Here is a 24,966-nt window from a genome sequence, read left to right on the forward strand (position 1 = left end):
GATCACCATCGCCGTCATCGGCATCCTGGGGCTCGTCGTGACCCCGGGCATCCTGAAGACCATCCCCACCTACCGGGTGAACCGGGCCGCCAAGGCGCTCGCCACCGAGATGAACCTGGCCCGGATGCGGGCCATCGCCAAAAACCACACCCACCACGTGGTGTTCGACGCCGGCACCGCCCAGACGATCACGGTGTACGAGGACGACGACAACGACTGGTCCACCACGAACACCGTGGTCAAAACGATCGCGCTCGCCACCGAGTTCCCCAACGTGAAGCTCGATTACAATAGCGTAACCGGGGTGGACGGAACCACCCTCACCTCGGCCGTCACCTTCCCGAACGGCCGGGCGACCTTCCTGCCCAACGGTCTCCTGACCCAGCCCGGGGCCTTCTATCTCATGCCCTCGGCCGACAAGAGCGTCCGGAACGACCGCCTCCGGGCCGTGGAGGTGACCCGGGCCGGCCAGGTGATCCTGTACCGCTACGACACGGCCTCTTCGTCGTGGGAGGAGATGTGATGGGGGCCCGTTCGGACGTTCGGACGGTGGGACGCGCGGACGAGGGGTTCACCCTGGTCGAGACCCTGGTGGCCCTGGTGGTCCTGGCCATTGGACTCCTGGCCGTGGCCAAGATGAGCATCACCTACGTGCGGGCGAACTCCTACAGCCACCTCCTGTCGGAGGCCACGGTGGCGGCCCAGGAGAAGATGGAGCAACTCCGCTCTTACGCCACCTCGGAGCGGGGCGACCGGTTCAGCGTGTTCGACTTCGACTACCTGATCAGCACGAACCCCGCGTTCACCTCGGTGGACGACGGCGGGACCCTCAAGACCGTGGCCGGGCTCCTCTCGGGCTCGAACGGCGGGACGAAGCTCGTGACCTCGAACGGCGCGGTGTACGAGGTCATGTACGACGACGGGGCCCACGGCGACGGCGCGGCCGGCGACGGCGTGTACGGCGCCACCGACACGGTCGCGGTGGAGGGCACGGGGTTCACCCTCGACCGCGTCTGGACCGTGGAGCCGATCACGATCTCGGGCCAGACCAACTTCGCCCGGATCGCGGTGGAGTGCTCCTGGACCGACCGGTTCGGTACGACCCGGAAGGTCCACCTGGAAAGCCTGGTCCACCGGAGGCAGTGACCATGGAAGGCCGGCAAACCGCACGCGAACTGAGGTCGGACCGGGGCACCGTGCTCGTGGCGGCCATGGTGATCCTGGCGCTTTTGTCCCTCCTCGGGGCCGGGAGCCTCCTGAACGCCACCCTCGACACCCAACTCGCCCGGAACCAGCGGACGAGCAAGGAGGCCTTCTACGCGGCCGAGGCCGGCCTCGAGGTGGGGGTGGGACGGGTCATGGCGGCGTTTCGGGACGAGCTGCGCCCCTTCGCCCCGGGGGCCACGGCGGACTGGACCGAGCCCTCCACCGCGGAGGGGGACCCCTACGACAACCCCTTCAACGGCTTCACCACCGAGTTCCGGGTCCTCAACTCCCTCGACCCCTCGAACCCCGGGGCCGAGCCGGAGCCGTTTTTGTTCACCACGGTCGAGAACAACCAGCAGATCATCCATTTCGCCTACGAGTACCAGGTGGAGGCCCGGGCCACCGGCGATCTCGGCAGCGAGACCATGGCCGAGACCGTGCGGGTGCTCGAGACCCCCCTCGTCCAGTATTACATCTTCTTCGAGGACGACCTCTCCTGGCACCCTGGGCCCGAGATGATTTCGTGGGGCCAGGTCCACACGAACGGAAATCTCTTTTTCGCCCCAGGAAACCCCCTGACCTTCCGGAACTTCAGCGAGGGCGCGGCGACCCCGGGCGCGGCGACCCCGGACGCGCCCAACGTGCTCACGGTCCACGGCAACATCTACGTGGGCGAGTACCTCGCCCAGGTCACGGCCACGCCACCCGCGAGCGGCACGTTAAGCCGCGCATCGGCCGACGTCCTCGTGCGGGTCCGAAATCTCCACACCGTGGCCGACGCCCCGGGCGACTACGAGAACATCGACAAGGACATCACCCCGGCCAACGCCGCCACGGAAGAGGCTCGGTTCGTGGACAGCGACGGCACCCACCACGTCCGGATCGGGGTGGACCGGATGCCAAGCGCCTCGTACCAGTCGCTCGTTCGCGACGGGTTCTACGAGGAGGCGGCCAACGAGCCCAAGAAGCCGGGGGTCGACGCCATCAAGATCGTGGTCGAGGGCGGCCAACTGAAGGTGTATCTGACCCCCTACGGCGGCGCCCAACAGGACGTCACGAGCCTGGTCGAGAACTACGCCCTGCCCACGGGCGACGTGGTGGACCTCACCACCTGGCCAGCCGGCGCCAAGGAACGGGCGGACGACACCAACGCCGACGGCATTCTGGGGGAACCCGCGACAACCGTGCCCATGCTCCCGAGGACCATCGTTTACAGCCCCGAGGCCCCGGTCCACCACGACATGGCCGGAAACGCGGGGGTGTACGACGACCCGGCCACCGGCCGCACCAACATCAACCCGCGGTACCCGTGCGTCCTGGAACGCAAGGACGGCCGGGAAAACCGCCTGGTGGACCTCACGGTCATCGACGTGCAGCGGTTGCAGTACTGGTACCGGGACTACATCGACGCCCTGGACGGCACCTACGACCGCAGCGTGGACCTGAGCGGCCGAAAACTCCTGATCTACGTGTCCCGGTCCCTCTCGGGCGGCGGGTATGCCTCGGGAACCGGCGCAAACGCCCTCCAGGCCGTCAAGCTCATCGGTTCCCGGGCGGGGCGACGCAGGGGGAACACCCTGGCCGTCGAGCGGCAGCGCGATCCGACATTCGTCGTGCCCACGACCATCGTGACGGACAACCCCGTCTATCTCGAGGGCGACTACAACGCGCCGGGGGCGACCTCCGGCAGCTTTGAGCCCGGCGCCTTCGGCTCCGCCGTGGTGAGCGACGCCGTCATCCTGATTTCCAATGCGTGGGGCCACGACCCGGACGTCTACCAGCAACTCAACACGACATCTTGGACCTACACCGACTACCAGGCCACCGACACCGCCTACAACACGGCCATTTTCACAGGGCGGTACAACTTCCGGCTGGGAGGGGGCGGCGAGGAGGCCGGGATTCACAACTTCGTGCGGTTCAACGAACGATGGGGGGACTCTGTGGACTGCCGGATCACGGGGTGCCTGATCAATCTGTGGTTCAGCAACCAGGCGACGGCAGCCCACGGCCTGGGTTCCTACTACAAACCGCCCCGGCGGGTGTTCGGGTGGGACGTGAACTTCCGGGACCCCAACTACTGGCCCCCCTACGTGCCCAGCATCTACAGCATCGAGCGGGCGGCCTGGCGCGAGGAGTAACGCCCCGCTTTTGGGAGGTGGGATCATGCGGTACCGAAGGGGTTTCACCCTGGTCGAGCTTCTGGTCACGATGGCCGTGGCCCTCATCCTGATGGCCGGGCTCTACCAGTTCTTCGTGGCCCAGCAGCGCACCTACTCCACCCAGGACGAGGTGCTCCGGCTCCAGCAGGAGGCCCGCATGGCCGAGGACCTCATGGTCAAGGCCATCCAGCAGACCGGCGCCTTCGCGCCCACCGTGGGGACCACCGTGTCCATGCGGGGCCAGGTGATCCTGGCGGCCTCGGACCACTACCTGACCCTCCAGTACGACGACCCGTACCGCGGGTCGGACAAGGGCGTGGTCACGGCCCCCGAGATCGTGACCTATGCCCTCTCCAAGCCCTCGGGCGCGGCCACCGAGCGGGTGGGCGACGACCCCGCGGTGGCGAAGGCGAGCCGCACGGTGCGCGCCTACTTCGACGCGGACGGCGACGGCGAGGTGGAGGCCACCGAGGCTTTCGACCTGGAGATCCCGCTCGCCCTCTCGGGCCCGCCCTACACCCTCTACCGCATCACCCCCGACGACACGGGCACCCCGAAGTTCGAGGCCGTGGCGGCCCGGGTCGAGAACCTGGTGTTCCGGTACTACGACCACAACGGAAACCCGATCCCCAGTAACCCCACGCCCCCCTATGTGCTGGACGAGACCGAGCGGGCCCGGGTGCGCTCGATCGAGATCGAGCTCACCCTGAAAACCCGAAACGAGGATCCCCGGTACTCGGCCGCCTTCGTGTACCCGGCCGGCACCGTGGGGAGCTACGACGCCTCCGGCGACCCCTCCGGGACGGACGTCACCGTGACCGACGGCTACCGCCGCCGCACCTTCACCACCCGGGTCACCCCCCGGAACCTCTACGCCAACACCTGCGGCCGGCTCACCATCAACGCCGACCCCACGAACCCCGCGTGCCCGGCGAGCTCCGACGTCAAGGTGAACGTAACCGACCAGTACGGCGACCCGGTGGCCGGGGCCGAGGTGATCTTCAGCCTGCCGGCCGCCTCGGGCGCCTCGTTCGTGAGCGGGGGTTCGGCCCTTTCGGCCACCGCCACCACCGACTCCAACGGCGACGCCTCGGTCACCGTGTACTACACGGGCACGGCCAAGACGATCGCGGTGTCGGCCCAGGCCGTGGTGGACTGCCGCCCCACCGGCCCGGCCAGCTTCACCCTGATCAACTCGGTGCCGATCGGGTTCGTGCCCGGGCTTTCGAAAAGCGTAACAGTAACCCCCCCGTCCGCCGACGAAATCTATACATGTCAAAACCCGCAGACATTTACCTTTGTCGCGCGGGCATACGACGCGTGCGGCAACGAGGTGGACCCCCAACCGGGCGTCGTGTTCACCGCTCTGGATGCGAGTTCAGGAACTCCCTTCGGTACTGTGGAAGGCTCGGTGAGCGGTTCAGGCGCTTTCGAGCAGTCGGGGGAAACATTCACCGTAACGCCGGACACGACCGCCCCTACGAACATCGACGTGCAGATCCTCACACCGCCGGCGTGGCTTTCAAGCGTGACCGGGCTCCCGTTCGGTTCGCCGGTCACGTTGATCCCGTGGCCGCCAAGCAAGATTTCGTGGCTAACGACAAACTTTAGCTCCACCCCTTTCACCGATTGCCCCTCGGATGCTGCTACCGACTGGGTCGGGGTGACCGATTGCGTGGACAACCCCATTCCCGACCTCGCCCCACCAGGCTACGACCCGCGTTACCGACTGCGGGCATGGGTGGAACCCGACGGGGCGGTCGTTGACCCTGCGGACCACGGCACACTGGAGTCGGTCTCGGCGGACGTGGTTTCTGGCCCCACCGAGCTATTCATGACCCAGGCGCAAGCGGCGGGAGACCGCTTTGACATCACCTACCAGCCACCCTTGTGCACAATACCGCCGGGATCGCTAACGAAACACCCGTCTATTAGGGTTGCGCTTGAGAAGAACGAGGCCGGGTCGTTCGCACCGTTAACCCCTCCGGTAGACATCGATCAGACACTCAATTTAGACTTCTGCGCCGATTGTTCCGTAGAGTTTCAGGAGGACCCCACGCCGTGCACACAAAAGATCCCGGTCGAAATTTCCGGATGCAATTTTCAGGGCAACGAAACGGTTGAGGTAGAAGTAACGTGGAGCGGCCTCGGAACAGCGTATTGGGACCCTACGGTTTCTACGACCACCAACTTTACCCACAAGTTTGCGGCAGGAGAAACGTCTTTTACGACAGACCTCTATATTGAAAACCAAATAAGCGGAGACACCTATACTGTAACCGCTTACTACCCAAACAAGTCGAAAGCGCGCTGGTCGTGCCAAGCGACAGTCACCGTCGAAACAAGATGCGAGAAACTAAATCTGTATACTATCTACACCTCAAGCGAAGACTGCAGCAAAACATTTGGGGAAAAAATTGGCACTGACAATGGACGCAACGTGTGCCGCAGGGATGCATCAACAGCACCTATCGACCAGTGCTCTGCCAATGCGCTCGAACTAGCGGTGGAGGTTGACGACTGCCAAGCGGCTACGGGGCCGATTATCGGGGCCGTGGAAATCTGGACGGAGGTGAACGGCGTTCGTTACGACACAGAGACAATGGATCTGGAATGGGACAACACGGACAAATTGTTCAAGCAGATCCCTTTGCCGATCCAGACCACAGGCACATACGGGTACCTACCATTCAAGGGGGCACACGATCCACCGGTGGATGGCGACGACGTGTTGACGTATCCTCCCGGGTCTCCGGTTCTTGTACGTGCCAAGTACACGGATCCGGTGGACAGCAACGACACCTGCAGCGCGGCCGCGAGGTTCGCGCCGGCCCTGCCCATCTGCTTCCCCAACGCCATCACCTCGGGCGGCGGCGGAAGCTGGGACGGGAACTTCAAGGTCCACTGGGGCGACGTGGTGATCCGGGGGGACGTGGAACTGGCTTCCACGCCCAAGTTCATCGAGAAGAGCGCCACCGCCGCTCTGAACGGGAACAAGTACACCGGCTCCAAGAACTCCGACCGGTTCTTCGACCTCTACGCCGGGAAAACGGTGGACGGATCCGGCGGCAACTTCATCCAGCGCAGCGGCGCCCCCGTGCCCAACAGCAACCCCGACGACCTCGACCGGCCGTTCCTCGCGGGGAACGAGGGGGATTTTCTGGGGGACATCTACGGGAACTATTTCCGGAACATCTCCTACGAAAAGATCAGCGAGATGCTTCGGGAACTCGACTACGACACCATGAAGGCCCTGGCCCAGCAGAGGGGCGTGTACTGGTACACCCTGCCCGGGGGGCAACTGCGCAATCCCGCCACCAACGTCACGGTCTCCGATCTTCAGACCCTGCTCGACCTGCCCGGGCCGGGCCTGCCCAACGCGTACCACGACGGCGAGTACATTTTCATCGACACCTTCGGCACCACCACGGCCCCGCCGTCCAAAACGGGAGCGGAGATCGACAGCGCGGCTCTGACCGACCTGCCGAGCTTCCGGCTCGGGAACAACTTCTACACCGAGGGCGTCATCTACATCGCCGGTTCCGTGGACTTCGCCGGCGGGGGGGGCGGGTTCAACCTGAACGTCAAGACCCCGCCCGAACTGGACACGGAGTACGGGTACGTATTGGATCCCGCCTTCCCGATCACGGAGGATGACCTGCCGATCCGGCCCGACCCGGGCGGGGACCGGCACGCCGTGACCCTCTCGTCCATCAACATCAACGGCGGCATCTACCTGGACGGGGCGGCGGAGTTCTCGGGGAGCCCCTCGATCTTCGGAGCCATCACGGCCGAACGGGGATACTCGGGCAACGGCACCCCCGAGATCTGGTACAACTACACCCTGAACCAGAGCGGCGAGAACGAGGAACTGTGCATCGCCTGCTGCACGCTGGAGATCTCCCCGTCGGTCGTAGCGATCGATCTCGGCGACACCCTGGGGCTCACCGCGCTGAACGCCGACGGCACGGTGCAGTGGACGAGCGAAAACAGCGCCATCGCCTCGGTGAACGCCTCCGGGCTCGTCACGGCCAAGGCGATCGGGGTGACCCGCATCAAAGCCGTGGATGCCAACAACTGCTTTGCCTGGGCCACGATCGAGGTCACCGACCCCTGCGACCGCATGACCATCTCCCCCCAGAACCCCTCCATTGCCACGGGCGATATGCAGTCCTTCGCGGTGCTCAACACCCCGGCCGGGGTGACGTTCGAGTGGAGCTCCAGCGACACCTCGGTGGCCACGATTGACCCGGCCGTGGGGATAGCCCACGGAGTAGGCAAGGGCACCGCCGTGATCACCGCCACCGAAACCAGCGGGACGTGTCCCGGCTGGACCGACGACACGCTCCTCAGCGTGAACTGCGGTCTTTACATCTCGTCGGCCCCGGCCTCGGTGACCGTGGGGGACGACATCGTGCTCACCGCCACAGGCGGTTACGGCACCGTGACCTGGACCCCGGACGACGACACGCTGGTGGACCCGGACTCCGACACAGGGGATTCCGTCAGTTTCACATCGGCCGCAGCCGGCACGGTCACCTTCACCGCGACCGACGACGCGGGATGCGCCGACACGGCCACGGTCCAGATCAATGCCATTCCCTGCACCCTCGAGGTCAACGTCACCGGCGACTCCACGATCCACGTGCGCGAGACCACCACGGTGGAGGCCCGGTTCAACACCGGCACCGTCTCCTGGACGGCCTCCCCCGCCACGGTGGGATCGGTTTCCCCTGGCACAGGGCTCACGACGACGGTCACGGGACTTTCCGACGGCACGCTCACCGTGACCGCCTCGGACGGCGGCGTGCCGGGATGCACCGACTCCGTGGACATCACGGTGCTTCCCGCCACCTGCTCTGTCGCCGCCTCCGACGACTTTGACAACGGCTCCCTCGACACGGCCTGGACCAGCCAGGACATCGGAAGCCCGGGCAAGCCGGGTTCGGTGGCCGAGAGCGGCGGCACGCTTTCTGTGGAGGGAGGCGGCGCGGACATCTGGGGCACGTCGGATCAGTTCCACTTCGTGTACCGCACGGGACTCACCGCGTCCGACGACTTCGTGGTCACCGTGAAGGTCTTGTCGGTGGAGAACACGAATCCATGGGCCAAGGCCGGCATTATGGTGCGTGACAGCCTCGATCCCGACGCGGCGTTCGTAGACCTGTTCGCGACACCCACAAACAAGAACCAGCGACTCCAGGGGCGCCTCACCGCCGGCGGTTCGGCGACCGGTACTGGTGACACCCTTTCCGTTGCCTTCCCGTACTGGCTGCGGCTTCGGAAAGTCGGGAACACCTTCACCGCGTACTACTCCACCGACGGTACAACCTTCTCCCAGTACATGAACGGGGGCTCCCCCGCTTCCCTGACGGTGCCGATGTCCGGCGACGTCTACGTCGGCCTTGCCGTCACGGCCCACCACAACAACAAACTGGCCACCGCCAAGTTCGACGACTTCTCCATCGACTGCCCGTAGAGCGGGTTCCGCCCCCCGGGCCCCTTGGGGCCCGGGGGGATTTCGTTTCCGCCGCTGGACACCGGCCCCCATCCCGGTACCCTTCCGGGGACAACCCGCTTCGCCCCTGCACCAGGATTCCCCATGCCGCCGCACAAGACTTGGCCGCCGGCCCGCCTGTTCCTCGTGACCCTCCTCGGCGCGTTCGCGGCCGAGGCCCTGGTCATGACCCTGGTGGAGTGGCTCGAGCACACCCGGGGCATCTCGCCGGTGGCCGAGGTGTTCCTCGACGCCGGGCTCCTGGCCCTCCTGCTCACCCCGTTCCTCTATCTCTCCCTGTTCCGGCCCCTCCGGCGCGAGGTCTTGGCCCGGCACGAGGCCGAGCGGGACCTCCGCCGGGCCAACACGGAGCTCGAACGCCGGGTCGAGGAGCGCACCGCCGAACTGGAGGCCCTGAACCGGGCGCTGGAGGAGCAGGTGGAGGCCCTGCGGCGGGCCCAGGCCCGGGCCGCGTTCCGGGCCCGGCTGCTCGACGCCGTGGAACAGGCCGTGGTGGCCACCAAGCCCGACGGCCGCATCACCTACTGGAACCGGTACGCCGAGGTGCTCTACGGGTGGTCCGAGGCCGAGGCCGTGGGCCGCACCCTGGAGGAGCTCGGGCTCGTGGGCCCGGCCGAGTGTCACGAGGAGGGGCTCCTGCCTCGGCTCCGGGCCGGGGAGAGCTGGTCGGGCGAGGTGGAGGCCCGCCGCCGCGACGGCACCCCGTTCCCGGCGCTCCTCATCTGCTCGCCGGTCCACGCCGACGACGGGCACCTGGCCGGGCTGGTCACGGTGAGCACCGACATCTCGGCCCTCAAAGAGGCCACCCGGGCCCTGCGGGAGTCGGAGGCGAAGTACGCGACGCTGGTGGAGAAGGCCCAGGCCGGGGTGTTCATCCTGGACGCCGGCGGACGGTTGGCCTACGCCAACGAGGCCCTGGCCCGGATGCTCGGCCGGCCCCGGGACGGGCTACCGGGTTCGGACGCGTTCTCGTTCGTGCACCCCGACGACCTCGAGGAGGCCCGCAACCTGTTCCGCCGCAGGATCGAAGGAAGGGAGGTGCCCGACCGGGTGGAGATCCGCATCGTCGCGGCCGGGGGGGAGGCCCGGTGGATCAGCCTGGCCAACGGGCTCACCACGTACCGGGGGGAACCCGCGGTCCTGGGCCACGCCGTGGACATCACGGAACGCCGCCGGGCCGAGGAGGAACTCCGGCGGCTCCCGGCCCGGCTCCTGGAGGCCCAGGAGGCCGAACGGGCCCGGATCGCCCGGGAACTCCACGACGGGGTGGGCCAGGCCCTCACGGCCATCAAGTTCGCGGTGGAAAACGCGGTGCGCCAGTTCCAGCGGGGCACGGGCGAGGCGTCGCTCGCGACCCTCCAGGCCATCTCGCCCAAGGTCCAGGAGGCCGTGGAGGAGGTGCGGCGCATGGCCATGGACCTGAGGCCCGCCGTGCTCGACGACCTGGGGCTCGGCGCCGCCCTCCAGTGGCTCGCCCGCACGGTGCGCGACACGAACCCCGGCGTGGAGATCGTCACCCGCATCGAGCCCTGCGAGACGCCCGTTCCGCCGGCCGTGGCCACGGCCGCGTTCCGGATCGCCCAGGAGGCCCTCACCAACGCCCTTCGCCACGCCGGGGCCCGCACCGTGGAGATCGCCCTCGAATGCGGCCCCCTCACCCTGGTCGTGGCCGACGATGGGAGGGGGTTCCGGCCCGGGGACAAGGGGGTGAACGGCGGGTTCGGCCTTCGGAGCATGGCCGAGCGGGCCCGGCTGTCGGGGGGGGAGCTGGTGCTCGACGCGGAACCGGGCCGGGGCACCCGGGTCGAGGTGCGCTGGCCCGGGGTCAGGGCCGGCGGATGAGCCCCCGCTCCAGGGCGTAGGCCGTGAGGGCCTGCACGTTGGCGAGCCCGAGCTTTTTCATCAGGCTCGCGCGGTGCTTCTCCACGGTTTTGGGGCTCAGGCACAGGATGTCGGCGATCTGCGGGGTGGTGTGGCCCTCGGCCACGAGCTGGAACACCTCCCGCTCCCGGTCCGTCAGTTCGTCGAACCGCGACCGGGGCTGGCCTCCGCCCCCCGCCAGATACCCGTCCACCACAACGGCCGAGACCTCGGGGGAGAGGTAGCGGCCGCCCCCCAGCACCGCCCGGGCGGCCCGGACCACCTCGTCGGCCGGGGCCTCCTTGAGGGCGTACCCGTCTGCCCCCGCCCGGAGGGCCTCGAACACGTACTCCTCGGCCCGGTGCACCGTGAGCACGAGCACCTTGGCCCGGGGGCACACCCGCCGCACCTCCCGGATCGCCTCGATCCCGCTCAGCCGGGGCATGGTGAGATCCATGAGCACGAGGTCGGGCTGGACGGTTTCGCACCGGCGCACGGCCTCCCGGCCGTCCTGGGCCTCGGCCACCACCTCGAACTCCTCCTCGGCCGAGAACACGGCCTTGAGCCCCTCCCTCACGATCGCGTGGTCCTCGGCGATCAGCACCCTGACGGGCATGGAAACCTCCGGTGAGTTGGCCGCTGGAAGCTAGGACGCTGGGAGGCCGGGAAGCGTAGGCCGGCCGGGGTTCCAGCCTCCTTGCATCTTCGGCTGGGCGACCTGGCGGCTCAAGTCCTCTTGCGTTCCGGCGCCATCGCCTGCCCCCCCTTGGGGAGCGGCTTCCGGGCCGCAACCTCGCCACCGCCATGCTATCCGCGCCCGACCCCGGGCCGCAAGGGCCCGCGGTTTGGGGGGCTCCCCCCTCCCCCAACGGGGGGAAGCCCCCATGGCCCATCCGCCCCGTTTCGGGTCTTATGGCGGTGAAGCCGAGTCGCCCCGTCCGGAAAGGAGCCCCCATGCCCCGCCCCCTTCGGGTCCTCGTGGTCGAGGACTCCGATCTCTACCGCGAGGTGCTCCGGGCCGAACTCGCCATGATCTGCCCCGATCTGGAGATCCGGGAGGCCGAGACCCTCGCGGCCGGCCGGGCGGTGCTGGCCGGGTGGGCCCCCGACGTGGCGATCCTCGACGTGCGGCTTCCCGACGGCACCGGGCTCGACCTCGTGACCGAGGTCCGGGCCCGGAACCCGGAGGCCTGCGTGCTCGTGTGCACGGCCTACGACGCGGAGGAGTACCGGGAGCGGGCCCTCGGGTGCGGGGCCGACCGGTGCGTGGGAAAGGACGCCATGGGCCCGGAACCCCTGCGGGAGATCTTCGGGCGGGCCCGGGCGGAACCCCGAATTTGACATCCCCGAAACCCCTGGCGGGCTCTTCCGGCCGTGGAGACGCGCCGCAACGAGCCAGGAGGGACACACCGTGAGCCATTCCCTGAACCGAAGGCAGTTCCTGCACTACGGGGCCTGCAGCCTGGCCGCCTACGCCGTGGGGGCCATGGGCGGCATCCCCTGGTACTTCCGCCGCATGGCCGAGGCCCAGACCGGCGGGGTGGAGGCGGTGGGCACCCTCAGGCTCGCCATGGAAGAGGCCATGATGGAGATGGTGGACGGCGTCCGGATCTACCACTGGGCCTTTCGCGACCCCGACGGCACGCTGCGGATCCCGGGGCCCGTCATTTTCGCCGTGGAGGGCGACCCGGTGCGCCTCGAGATCACCAACGCGTTCCCCTCGAACCACGGGGCCCAGCACGCCTTCGCAATCCCCGGCATCGTCGAGACCGACCCGATCCCCCTGGGCCAGACCGTCAGCCTCTCGTTCCAGGCCCCGGCCGCGGGCACCTACCTGTACCTCGACCCCCTGAACCACCCGGTGAACCGGGCCATGGGGCTCCACGGAGTGCTCGTGGTGATGCCCCGGCGGGGGAACACCCCCTACACCAACCCGCCCGCGAACGTGCAGGCCCTCTTCGACCACCTGGGCACCAAGAACTGGAGGCCGGGCAAGGGCTCCGACCACTTCCCGGGCCACCCCTGGGACCCCCGGCGCCAATGGATCTGGGTGTTCGGCACGGCCGATCCCGGGGTGCACGAGATGGTGCGGGCGAACCACGACCTGCCCGGCACCGACTTCCAGGCCGCCTACCGGGCCTCGTACTTCACCATCAACGGCCGGTCCGGGTACTTCTCGTCCCACGGCCCCGACATCTTGATCCACGGGAACGTGGGGCAACCCGCCCTCGTGCGCATCGCCAACGCCGGCATGGTGCGCCACTCGCCCCACATCCACGGAAACCACGTGTACCTCCTGGCCAAGAACAACACCTTCGGCCGCACGGACGTCACGGGCGTTCCGTTCTGGGAGGACGGGAACCTCCCCCAGAACTTCCAGGTCTACAACAACCTCCACTGGATCGACACCCACAGCATGCAACCGGGCGACCGGATGGACTGGCTCCTGCCGTTCATCCTGCCCCCCGACGTGCCCAAGGACGCGGACATCGACCTCGCCAACGCGGCGCTCACCCTGGCCGACCGCCAGGCCCGGCTCCACAGCGACGACCTCCGGGCCAAGGCGGGCAAGGCCTGGCCCGCCCTGGAGGAGCCCTACCCCCACGTCTACCCCATGCACTGCCACAACGAGCCCTCCCAGACCATCGCCGGGGGCAACTACCCCCAGGGCCTGGTGACCCACTGGGAGATCACGGGCGACATCGACATGCGCTGGGCCGTGGACGTGCGGGGCGCGAACCGGCGCCAGGAACTCGAGACCGTGCCGGGCCTGAACGGCGTGATCCAGGTGGACCGGGCCGAGATCCGGATGCGGTTCAACCGGATTCTGCTCGAGGGCGCCTACTCGGGCGGCCGCGACCAGGTGATCGAGATCTTCGCCGGGCCCGACTTCACCGGGCCCAAGATCGGGGAGGCCGTGGTCCAGAACGACGGCACCTGGTGGTTCCGCGGCCGGGCCCCGGCCGCGGCCGTGACCCGCATGGTGAGCCTACGGGCGCCCCTGCCGGCCACGCCGCCGTCGGGCATCCCCTGGCGGGCGGCCACGCCGCACTTCGAGGGCGAGATCGAGCTCTACGCCCGGGAGGCCCCGGCCGTGCGGCTCGACCCGCGCTGACCGGCCCCGGCGGCCCGTACGAAACCGGTTCCGAACCGCTCTAGAGGAGGAGGTACCCCGCCATGGCGATCACCGACGTGATCCGAAGAGACCTGGGCTTCCCCGAGGCCCTCAACGCCGACCGGCTGTTCGGCCTGAACGGCCAGGCCGTGGACCCCAACGCGCTGGTCATGTTCGAGCAGCACGCCTGCGCGATTCCGGCGAGCGACGACCTCGCGGCCCGCACGGTGCTCATCCCGGGCGGCGAGACCATGGACCGCAGCCTGAACCTCATCGTGCCCGAGCTCGTGAACCCGGCGCTGAACCCGGCGTTCCAGCTCGACCCCGTGACCCTCGAGCCCCTCGTGCTCCCCACCCCCGAGCGGGTGGCCCCCGACCGGGTGCTCTCCCGCCAGGGCCCGATCTCGTTCGCGCTCCCGGTGCCCCCCAGCGTGCAGGCCGCGAAGGGCATCAGCACGGTGGAGGTCTGGCCGTTCGAGGACCAGGGCACCACGCTCTCCGACGGCACCGTGCTCCCGGCCGCGCCCCTCACCTGGCCCTCGGCCACCCTGCGGGCCCGGGAGGGGGAGCTCGTCCACACCGAGCTCTCCACCCGGCTCAACACCCACACGATCCACATGCACGCCATCGAGCCCACGGCCATGAACGACGGCGTGGGCCACATCACCTTCGAGGTGGGAAATCCGGTCTACCGCTACCAGTGGCGGGCGGCCGAGGCCGGCACCTACCTCTACCACTGCCACAAGAACACGGCGCTCCACTTCGAGATGGGCATGTACGGGTTCTTGATCGTGGACCCCGACGTCTCGGGCGCCCCCTTCGCCGACGGCGGTCCCGGCACCATCCGGTACCGGGACGGCCTTCTGGACTACGACCGGGAGGTCCTGTGGGCCGTGGACGAGATCGACGTGGAGTGGCGCACCGTGATGCTCGCCAACTTCGGCCATTCGGCCGGCATCGTGTGCCCCTTCTACAACACCGACGGCCTGGGGAACCCGACCGGGGCCACGAACATCGGCATGCACGCCTTCGACCCAGATATCTTCCTGATCTCGGGCATCGCCAACGAGTGGACCCAGCCCGGCATCCCCGGAAACCCCTTCGGCGAGGACGGGGCCGCCGTGCGGGTGCGGCGGGGCGAGGTGGTCCTGATCCGGCTCCTCCACGCCGGGTACAACACCCAACGCTACACCTTCGGGCTGCCGGTGGAGGTGATCGGGGTGGACGGCCGCACCCTGGGGTTCGGACCCTTCATGCAGTACTCCGAGCCCTTCACCGTGCCGGCCAACACCCCCTTCGAGCTCACCACGGCCCGGCGGTGGGACCTGCTGATCGACACCCGAAACGTCGCCACCGGCGAGTACGACGTGCACATCGATTTCTACGACTGGCACGTGCGCACCTCCGACCCCAACCCGCCCCGCACGGGGTTCTTGGACACGAAGATCATCATCGAGTGATCCGGCCCGGGGGATCCCCCACCCCGAAACGGGGGGATCCCCCCATGGCCGTCCCTCCGGGCCGGTGCAGACTGGAGGACGCAAGGACCGAACCCACCCAAAGGCCGGCGGCCGCCGCCGGCCGGGAGATCCCCATGGACCGACGAACCCACCTTACGCGCCTCCGCCGCCTGGCCACGGCGCTCGCGGCCGCAAGCCTCGCCCTTCCGGGCGTCGCGGGGGCGGCCCTGCCCGTGTCCCTGGACCAGGTGGAGATCCCCCGGCCCACCAAGGAGGCGATCCCCGGGAAATCCGAAGGGGGCACCCACGATCTGGCCGAGATCATCCCGCCCGGGGCCGAGGCCACGGCGATCCAGCTCGGCAAGGCCTTCTTCTGGGACATGCAGACCGGGAGCGACGGCCTTGTGGCCTGCGCCACCTGCCACTTCCACGCCGGCACCGACAGCCGCACCCGGAACACCGTGAGCCCCGGGGCCGACGGGGTCTTCGACGTGACCCGGCCCAACGGCCCGGTGCGGCTCGTTGATTTCCCGTTCCGCAAGCTCTCCGACGAGGAGACCCGGCCCACCGACCCGGCGTTCCCCGGGGTCTCCACGGTGTTGTTCGACTCGGACGACGTGGTGGGGGCCCAGGGCGTGCCCATGCGGGGCTTCCGGGCCGTGAACCCTGGGAGCGACCGGGACGCCGGCGACCGCCGCAAGGACACCCGGTTCACCCACCTGCGCCGCAACGTCCGCCAGGTCACGGGCCGGAACACCCCCTCGGTGATCAACGCCGTGTTCAACTTCGCCAACTTCCTGGACGGCCGGGCCAACCACTTCTTCAACGGGGTGGACCCCTTCGGCCCCCAGAACCCCGACGCCCGGGTGTGGGTGGACGACGGCGCCGGGCTGGCGCCGGAGCTCATGCTCCTTTCCAACTCGTCCCTGGCCTCCCAGGCCGTGGGGCCGCCCCTGAGCGACGTGGAGATGAGCTGGGCCGGCCGGAGCTTCCCCGAGCTGGGCCGGAAGATCCTCTCCCTCACCCCGCTGGCCAAGCAGAAGGTCCACCCGGACGACAGCGTGCTCGGGCCCCTGGCCAACTCCCGGCTCACCGGCGACCGGGACGCCAAGGGCCTGGCCGTGACCTACCGGGAGCTCATCGAGGCCGCGTTCCACCCCCGGTTCTGGGCCAACACCTCCCAGCACCTGGTGCGCAACCCCGACGGGTCCTGGGCCGTGGCCGACGGCCCGGCCGACCCGGCCGACCCGGACCAGTTCACCCAGATGGAGGCCAACTTCTCCCTGTTCTGGGGCCTGGCGATCCAGATGTACGAGTCCACCCTGGTCTCCGACGACACCCCCTTCGACCGGTTCCTGAAGGGCGACCCCGCGGCCATGACCCCCCGTCAGCAGGAGGGCATGAACATCTTCTTCGGTGGAGGCATCGGGTGTGGCGACTGCCACATCGGCCCCGAGCTCACGGCGGCCTCGATCACCCAGCTCCTGGCGCCCGACGAGGCGGGCCTCATTGAGGTGATGCCCATGGCCGACGGCCAGCTCGCCAACTACGACATCGGGTTCTACAACATCGGGGTTAGGCCCACGGCCGAGGACATCGGCCGGGGCGGGGTGACCCCGTTCGGAAGCCCGCTGTCGTTCTCCCGCCAGGCCGTGATCCAGGCCGGCCTGGTCACCGGAGACGAGACGATCGGCGTGGTGAACTTCGACACCCGGTTCATCCCGTCGCCCGGCTGCATCCCCGACCCCTTCGCCCAGCCCACGCCCGTAATCTGCCCCCCCACCACGATCCCCCGGGTGGCCGTGGACGGCGCGTTCAAGGTGCCGGGCCTGCGGAACGTGGAGCTCACGGGCCCCTACTTCCACAACGGGGGCATGGCCACCCTCAAGCAGGTGGTGGAGTTCTACGTGCGGGGCGGCGACTTCTTCGAGCAGAACTTCGCCGACCTCGACCCGGTGATCCGGCGGCTCAACGCCCTGGTGGGCGACGAGGCCAAGCAGGACGCCCTGGTGGACTTCATGCTCGCCCTCACCGACGAGCGGGTGCGCTGGGAGATGGCGCCCTTCGACCACCCCCAGCTCCTGGTGCCCGACGGCCACCTGCCCCGGCCCGAGGGCGATCCCCGGCGCCACCGGGGCGAGACCCTGGCGCCACGGCTCGTGGAGATCCCGGCCGTGGGCGCCGGCGGCCGGGCCGCCGAGGGGCTCGACCCGGTGCGGCCGTTCCTGTGGGACGGCACCCCCGATTTCCACTTCCGGTAGGAGGCATCCCGTGAGACGGTTCGCGCTCGTCGCCCTGACCCTGATGCTCGCCGCGCCGGCCACGGCGGCCCTCCAGGCCGTGGGCCCCGTGAGCATCGGAAACGGCTTTCCCCTGTGGTACGCGGACACGAACGGGCTGAAGCTCGCCCTGTGCCTCGACCAGGACAAGGTTCTGGACCAGGACCTGGTGCTCCCCGACGCCTCGGTGCTCCCGGCCGGCACCACGGTGCTGCCCTGCCTCACCGAGGAGCCGTTTCCGGGCAACCCCATCTCGTTCCCGTTCAACTTCGGGGTCGAGGCCTTCTACTGGGCCGCGGAGGCGGCCACCTCGTTCGCCGGCACCCCGGACCCGGCCACCGGGCTTCCGCGGAGCGGCACGGCCCTCCTGGTGCTGGCCCTGGAGGCGGCCTTCGCCAACGAGTTCGTCCAGGACGGCCAGCAGGTGGTGTTCGCCCGGATCCGGATCCGGATCACGGCGCCCGTGCCGGGGACCTACATCGTGACCCACCCCTTCGGCCGGGTCACCTACGACGTGACCGAGGTGGTCCCCGGCGTCGAACGAGCCATCAACGAGTCCCAGGACGTCGGCATCCTGGACGTGGGGAACTTCCTGGCGGCCCTGGCCGACGGACCCGGCGCGCCCGAGCTCCCGGGCGACCCCGTGCCCCGGGTGGACGACCTCGGGCCCCACCGGAGCATCGGGCCGTTCCTCACCTGGCAGGGGAATCCCCGGGTGAACCTGGGCGGCGACGTGTACCTGGCCGTGCCGTTCTTCCTCGACCCGGCCACGGGGCTCACGGCGCCCGTGGAGCAGCCCATCGAGGGGAGCCCCATCGTGCCCGACCCGGTGGGCGCTCCCGGGGTGCCGGCCAACTTCTTCCAGATCGAGTTCGTGCCCAACGCGAACACGCCGGCCGACTTCCTGTTCCTCGACCATGCGAACGGCTCCAACACGATCCGGCTCGACCGGTTCGTGGTCATGGGCAAGGTGTTCAACGAGGCGCCGAACCTGGCGCCGGTGGCCGCGGACGACGCGGCCGGCACGGCCGTGGACCAGCCGGTCACGGTGGACGTGCTCGCGAACGACACGGACCCCCTGGCCCGGGACCCGGCCGACCCCCTGAACCCCCTGAATCCGACCAACACCAACGTGCACACCATCGCCCCCGACGCCGTGGCCCTGGTGACCCCGGGGACCGGGGCGCTCGCCCGGTCGATCGCCACGACCCAGGGCGGTCTGGCCGAGATCCTGGTGGACGTGGGGGCCGGCCGGGCCCAGGTGCGTTACACCCCGCCCGCGGGGTTCGTGGGGGACGACACGTTCCAGTACGTGGTCCAGGACACCGGCGGGCTCCTCTCGGCCCCGGCCACGGTGACCGTGACCGTGGAGGACCTCCGGGTGGACCGGGCGGTGTTCCGGCCGAAGCTGCTCCGGTGGGACGTGCAGGGTTCCACCTCGATCCCGCCGCCCCACACGATCACCGTGAAAAACGGCACAGGGATCGCGGCGCCGGTGCTCGGCACCGCCGAGGTCCGGCCCGACGGCACCTGGCGGCTCACGGCGCCGGTGCCGGCCCTGCCCGACACGTCCGGCTCGGTGGCCGTGGAGTCGGCGATCGGCGCCCGGGTCACGGCGCCGGTGGATCCCCGATGACCAGGACCCACAGGAAGGATTCCCCAACGGTTCCGGGGGTGGCCCGGAAAGAACCCGAAAGGAGGAGAGGCATGAGACGCGCGGTAGGTACCCTTGCGGTGGCGGCCGTTCTGGCGGCCGGCGCCGGCCCGGCCGGGGCCGAGCTGGCCTTCGTGTCGGGCAACCCGCCCCAGGGCCCGGGCGGGAACAACGCCCTGGTCACCCTGATGGTGCCCCAGGGCATCCCGATCTGGTACGAGGACTTCCAGGGGCTCAAGCTCGAACTCTGCCCGGGGGGCGACCCCAACTGCATCAGCGACCCCATCGAGGCGGGGGATCCCCAGTCCGAGCTCCTGCAACTCGGGGCCGAGGGGTTCTACTACGTGGCCGACGCCTTAGTAGAACTACCAAACGGAACGGATACCCCCGGCACGGCGTCGCTGCGGCTCAACCTGGAGACCGCCTTCGCCAACGAGGTGATCCAGGACGGCGACCAGGTGGTGTTCTCCCGGATCCGGATCCGGATCCTCGGGGGGCGTCCCAACGCCACCTACACCTTCGTGCACCCCTACGGCACCTCGCTCGTGGCCGACGGGGTCACGGTGACCGAGATCACCACCGACGAGCTCGGGAACGCCACCGTGACCGAGGACGTGCCGCCCTTCATCCCGGGGGACTGGGTGGGGGCCCTCTCGGGAACCATCGGTCCCAACTTCCTGGTGGCCGTGGACCCGCCCCCGCCCGCGGGCTACATCGGGAACCCCTTCATCGAGCAGACGGTGACCGGAAGCACCTTCCCCGACCCGGCGAACCCCGGGCAGATGGCGAACCTGTTCCGGATCACCGGCCCCGACGGCACGGTGGAGACGAACCTCTTCACCGTCCAGGGGAAGATCTGCACGGTGTGCGGGCCCAACGTGGCCCCCGTGGCCGTGGACGACGCGGCCGGCACGGCCGCCGGCACCCCGGTCACGATCGACGTGGCCGCCAACGACCTGGGCGGCGACCCGGAGGACCCGGCCTTCGACGCGGCCAACGACGTGCCCCTGAACCCGGCCTCGGTGGCCGTGGCCACCCAGCCCGTGAACGGCACGGCCCAGGCCAACCTGGACGGCACGGTGACCTACACGCCCAACGCCGGGTTCGCCGGCGTCGACACCTTCACCTACACCGTGGCGGACTTCGCCGGGCTGGTCTCCGCGCCGGCCACCGTCACCGTGACCGTGGAGCAGATCGAGGTGGCCCGGTCGGTGTACCGGCCCAAGCTCACCCGCTGGGAGATCCGGGGCACCTCCTCGATCCCGGGCCCCGGCAACCAGATCACCGTGCGGGCCGGCCCGGCCACCGGGCCCGTGATCGGCGTGGCCGAGGTGGGGGCCGACGGCTCCTGGATCCTCCAGCGCGACGCCCTGGTGCTCCCCGACGGCACCCGCACCGTGACCCTGACCTCCACGATCGGCGCCACCGTGGCCGGCGTGGCCGTGGACCTGCGCTGAGAAGGAGACGACCCGTGCGTACCGAACCCAACCCATCCCCTATCCCGGAACCCCGGAGGAACAAGGAGAGGAGAGCCATGAGACACCTGCGAAGAGGATGGACGGCGCTCGCCGCGGCCCTGGCCCTGGCGGTCGCGGGCTGCGGCGGAGGAGGCGGCGGCGGGGGCGGAGGAGAAGCCCCGGCCACCAAGGAAGGCGTGGCCGTGGACCACTACGTCGTGGGGGCCGTGATCCAGGAGGTGGACGCCAGCGGGAACGTGCTCCAGGAGTCCACCCCGACGGATGAAAACGGCCTGTTCACCTTCGAGAACCCCGTGACCCTCGGCTCCACCCTGCGCAGCAAGGCCGACGCCCGGGGCACCCACAACAACCTGCCCTACCCCGGCGTGCTCAAGCGCAACGTGGACACCACGGCCGGCCGGCTCGTGGTCTCGCCCTCACCACGGCCCTGGCCAACGGCATGGAGCCGGGGGCGCTTCTGGCCGCCCTGGAGGACGCCGGCATCACCGGGCTCACCGAGGCGGACCTGACCCGCGACCCGGTGGCCGCCTTCGAGGGCAAGGACGAGGCCTCGATCACCGACGACGACCTCAGGCTCGAGCGGGCCACCCAGGCCGTGAACGCGTTCTTCCGGGCCCTGGGGAACTACGACGCCGGCCCCGAGGCCTTCGGCCAGAACGCGGCCCTGCTCCAGAAGACCGCGGCCGCGGCGAACCAGCTTTTCTCCAAGGCCCGACTGGACGCGTTGAAGGCGGCCAACGAGGAGAAGGCCGTCGAGGGCGTGCCCCTGACGGTGGACCAGCTCGTCAGCTCGTCGATCCGGATCATGGACGAGATCGCGGACGACCCGGACGACGACGCCCGGACGGCCACCCTGCTGAACGAGCAGGTGCAGGCCGACCTGGCGCTCCACTACTACGCCCAGGAGAACCTCGAGAACGAGGCCGTGGCCGCGGCGGTGGCCACCGGCGCCCTGCCCCCGGTGGTGGCCGCCGGCACCTTCGTGGTGGATGACGACGGCACGGTGGACCCGGACCGGGACGCCGACGGCGTGGCCGACCCGGACGACGCCTTCCCCACCGACCCGGCCGAAACCACCGACACGGACGGCGACGGGGTGGGCGACAACACCGACCTGGACGACGACAACGACGGCGTGGCCGACGCGTCCGACGCCTTCCCGCTGGATCCCACCGAGATCGCCGACACCGACGGTGACGGCATCGGCAACAACGCCGACACCGACGACGACGGCGACGGCGTGGCCGACGCCTCCGACGCCTTCCCGCTGGATCCCACCGAGAGCGTGGACACCGACAACGACGGCATCGGCAACAACGCCGACACCGACGACGACGGCGACGGCGTGGCCGACGCCTCCGACGCCTTCCCCCTCGACCCGACGGAGAACCGGGACACCGACGGCGACGGTATCGGCGACAACGCCGACACCGACGACGACGGCGACGGCGTGGCCGACGCCTCCGACGCCTTCCCGCTGGACCCGGCGGAAACCTCCGACTGGGACGGGGACGGCATCGGCGACAACGCGGACCCGGACACCGACAACGACGGCGTGGCGAACGCCGAGGACCCGGAGCCCTTCAGCCCCCTCGACCAGCTCGACACGGACGGCGACGGCACCGTGAACGCCAACGACGACGATGACGACGGCGACGGCGTGGCCGACGCGTTCGACGCGTTCCCCCTGAACCCGGCCGAGACCACCGACACCGACAGCGACGGCATCGGCAACAACGCCGACGACGACGACGACGGCGACGGCGTGCTCGACGTGGCCGACGCGTTCCCGCTGAACCCCGAGGAGACCACCGACACCGACGGCGACGGCATCGGTAACAACGCCGACGCCGACGACGACAACGACGGCGTGGCCGACGCCTCCGACGCCTTCCCGCTGGACCCGGCGGCCGCCGTGGACACCGACGGCGACGGCATGCCCGACCAGTTCCTGGCCACGGCCACCCCCGGCCAGATCGCGGACTCGAGCCTGGTCGAGGACCTGGACGACGACAACGACGGCATGCCCGACGCGTTCGAGCTCGCCAACGGCCTGGACTCCCTGGCCGATGACTCGGCCCTGGACCCGGACAACGACGGGCTCACGAACCTGCGGGAGTTCACCCGGTCCACCGACCCCAACAACCCGGACTCGGACGGCGACACCCTGACCGACGGCGCCGAGGTGGACACCCACGGCACCAACCCCAACAACACCGACACGGACGGTGACACGCTGCCCGACAACTTCGAGGTGGCCAACGGCCTCAATCCCCTGGTGGACGACTCGGCCCTGGATCCGGACACGGACGGGCTCACCAACGCCCAGGAGTTTGCCCGGGGCACCGATCCCCAGAACGCCGACACCGACGGCGACGGCCTGACGGACGGCGGCGAGGCCCTGATCACCCTCACGAACCCCACGAACCCAGACTCCGACGGTGACGGGATGACGGACGGGTTCGAGGACGCCAACGGACTGAACCCCCTGAACGCGGCCGACGCGGCCGTGGACACGGACGGCGACGGGCTCACGAACCTCCAGGAGTTCCAGAACGGCGCCGACCCGAACCAGACCGACACCGACGGCGACGGGCTTTCCGACGCGGACGAGGTGCTCGTGCACGGCACGAACCCGGCCTCGGCCGACACCGACGGTGACGGGCTCCCCGACCCCTTCGAGGTGGCCAACGGCCTCGACCCGAACGCCGACGACGCGGCCCTGGATCCCGACGGCGACGGGCTCACCAACGCCCAGGAACTGGCCAACAACACCGATCCCCAGAATGCCGACTCGGACGGCGACACCCTGACCGACGGCGAAGAGGTCAACACCCTGGGCACGAACCCGCTCGCCGCCGACACGGACGGCGACGGGCTCACGGACGACTTCGAGGTGGCCAACGGCCTAAATCCCACCGACGGCACCGACGCCGGGGCGGACCCGGACAACGACGGCGCCACCAACGTGGAGGAGGCCCTGGCGGGCACGGATCCCCAGAACCCGGACTCCGACGGTGACGGCGTTCTGGACGGGGCCGAGCTGGCCCAGGGCACCGATCCGCTGGACACCGACACCGACGCCGACGGCCTCTCGGACCTGGCGGACGACTTCCCGCTGGATCCCGAGCGGTTCGCGGCCTTCAACACGCAGCACGAGCTCCTGCCCCTCACCGGCGGCAGCTTCAGCCTGGGCGGAAGCATCACCGGCGTGGGCCTCGTGGCCGGCCAGTCCACCGACGCCTCCGGGGTCCTCCAGGCCGTGGCCTGGCTCCTGGGCACCGACGGCACCCCGGCCGCCCCGACCCCGCTGGGCGGGCTCACGGCCACCGGCGCCTCGGCGGCCTACGACGGCAACGACCTCGACATGGTGGTGGGCGAGGCCGAGAACGCCTCGGGCGTGTTCACGGCGGTGATCTGGCCCGACACGGGCCTGAGCGGTCCCACGGACCTGGGCGCCCTGGTGGCCGGCGGGCCGAGCGCCGCCTACTCCATCAACAACTCCGGCGTGGTGGTGGGCGAGAGCGAGGACGCGGCGGGCACGGACCGGGCCGTGATGTGGCGGGTGAACGCCACGACCGGCGCCCCGGAGAGCGGCCCGACCCAGCTCACCGACCTGGGCGGGGACTTCAGCGCCGCCTTCTTCGTGGACGAAAGCGGCCGGATCGTGGGCGAGTCGGCCCTGCCGAACGGCCGGGTGCACGGCGTCCTGTGGCAGATCGACGCCGGGACCGGGACCCCGGGTGCGCCCGTGGACCTGGAGCCCCTGCCGGGCCACCTCATGAGCACCGCCTTCGGCGTGAACTCGGCCGGACAGGTGGTGGGCGAGTCCGAAAGCGCCACCGGCGAGGTCCACGCGGTCCTGTGGACCGTGAGCGGCACCGAGGCCACGGTCCAGGATCTGGGGCCGGCCGGAAGCCGGAGCTCGGCCTACGCCATCAACGAGAACGGGCGTTCGGCCGGCTGGACCGAGGCCGCCGAGACGGCGGGCGCGGTGTGGGACGACCGCACCGCCGACCCGACCAACGCCGACGCGGTGCTGGACCCGGCGTTCAGCGCGGCCGACCCGGACTTCAGCCAGGCGTACGGCATCAACGACGGCGGACAGGTGGTGGGCGCGTTCGAGACCGCCACCGGGGAGACCCACGGGTTCGTGGCGAGCCCGTAGGAAGCCGGGAAGCAAGGAGAACGTAGCTAGGCCAACGCCGCGCGCCGGCCGTCCCCCGTGGCGGCC

14 protein-coding genes are annotated in these 24,966 nt (G+C 69.7%); 13 read left to right on the top strand and 1 reads right to left on the bottom strand.

The features are described from left to right. From ACY0I8_RS07960 to ACY0I8_RS07980, 5 genes are all read left to right on the top strand, one after another. On the top strand, positions 1-523 hold a 523-nt coding region (locus tag ACY0I8_RS07960), incomplete at its 5' end, for a GspH/FimT family pseudopilin (protein ID WP_461394314.1). Further along, positions 523-1,146: a type IV pilus modification PilV family protein gene (locus ACY0I8_RS07965; protein ID WP_461394315.1), complete on the top strand. Its 624-nt coding sequence runs from the start codon at positions 523-525 to the stop codon at positions 1,144-1,146. The genes ACY0I8_RS07960 and ACY0I8_RS07965, both read left to right, overlap by 1 nt. 2 nt (positions 1,147-1,148) lie before the next feature. Then, positions 1,149-3,347: a PilX N-terminal domain-containing pilus assembly protein gene (locus ACY0I8_RS07970; RefSeq protein WP_461394316.1), complete on the top strand. Its 2,199-nt coding sequence runs from the start codon at positions 1,149-1,151 to the stop codon at positions 3,345-3,347. Positions 3,348-3,372: 25 nt separating this feature from the next. Continuing rightward, the gene (locus ACY0I8_RS07975; protein WP_461394317.1) at positions 3,373-8,847 is read left to right on the top strand and encodes an Ig-like domain-containing protein; all 5,475 of its coding nucleotides are present in this window, start codon (positions 3,373-3,375) and stop codon (positions 8,845-8,847) included. Between the two features lie 123 nt (positions 8,848-8,970). After that, complete coding sequence (locus ACY0I8_RS07980) at positions 8,971-10,728, top strand: PAS domain-containing sensor histidine kinase (protein WP_461394318.1); 1,758 nt, start codon at positions 8,971-8,973, stop codon at positions 10,726-10,728. On the opposite strand, the gene ACY0I8_RS07985 is transcribed toward ACY0I8_RS07980, so the two are convergent. Then, complete coding sequence (locus ACY0I8_RS07985; RefSeq protein ID WP_461394319.1) at positions 10,712-11,362, bottom strand: response regulator; 651 nt, start codon at positions 11,360-11,362, stop codon at positions 10,712-10,714. The genes ACY0I8_RS07980 and ACY0I8_RS07985 overlap by 17 nt on opposite strands. A 338-nt stretch (positions 11,363-11,700) precedes the next feature. Here ACY0I8_RS07985 and ACY0I8_RS07990 point away from each other — a divergent pair, with 338 nt between their 5' ends. The 8 genes from ACY0I8_RS07990 (at position 11,701) to ACY0I8_RS08025 (ending at position 24,900) form a co-directional block, all read left to right on the top strand. Next, positions 11,701-12,087, top strand: coding sequence for a response regulator (locus ACY0I8_RS07990; protein WP_461394320.1), 387 nt, complete (start codon positions 11,701-11,703; stop codon positions 12,085-12,087). Between the two features lie 70 nt (positions 12,088-12,157). After that, complete coding sequence (locus ACY0I8_RS07995; protein ID WP_461394321.1) at positions 12,158-13,861, top strand: multicopper oxidase domain-containing protein; 1,704 nt, start codon at positions 12,158-12,160, stop codon at positions 13,859-13,861. A 62-nt stretch (positions 13,862-13,923) separates the two neighbouring features. Beyond that, a complete protein-coding gene (locus tag ACY0I8_RS08000; RefSeq protein ID WP_461394322.1) occupies positions 13,924-15,321 on the top strand; it encodes a multicopper oxidase domain-containing protein in 1,398 nt (465 codons plus the stop codon). A 134-nt stretch (positions 15,322-15,455) separates the two neighbouring features. Beyond that, positions 15,456-17,582, top strand: a complete 2,127-nt coding sequence (locus ACY0I8_RS08005) for a cytochrome-c peroxidase (RefSeq protein WP_461394323.1) — start codon at positions 15,456-15,458, stop codon at positions 17,580-17,582. A 10-nt stretch (positions 17,583-17,592) separates the two neighbouring features. Continuing rightward, the gene (locus ACY0I8_RS08010; RefSeq protein ID WP_461394324.1) at positions 17,593-19,236 is read left to right on the top strand and encodes an Ig-like domain-containing protein; all 1,644 of its coding nucleotides are present in this window, start codon (positions 17,593-17,595) and stop codon (positions 19,234-19,236) included. 71 nt (positions 19,237-19,307) lie between these two features. Next, the gene (locus tag ACY0I8_RS08015; RefSeq protein WP_461394325.1) at positions 19,308-20,711 is read left to right on the top strand and encodes an Ig-like domain-containing protein; all 1,404 of its coding nucleotides are present in this window, start codon (positions 19,308-19,310) and stop codon (positions 20,709-20,711) included. Positions 20,712-20,788: 77 nt separating this feature from the next. Beyond that, positions 20,789-21,241, top strand: a complete 453-nt coding sequence (locus ACY0I8_RS08020; protein WP_461394326.1) for a hypothetical protein — start codon at positions 20,789-20,791, stop codon at positions 21,239-21,241. Continuing rightward, the gene (locus tag ACY0I8_RS08025) at positions 21,172-24,900 is read left to right on the top strand and encodes a thrombospondin type 3 repeat-containing protein (protein WP_461394327.1); all 3,729 of its coding nucleotides are present in this window, start codon (positions 21,172-21,174) and stop codon (positions 24,898-24,900) included. The genes ACY0I8_RS08020 and ACY0I8_RS08025 overlap by 70 nt, the downstream gene beginning before the upstream one ends. Positions 24,901-24,966: the final 66 nt, after the last annotated feature.

Source organism: Deferrisoma sp. (assembly GCF_054681715.1).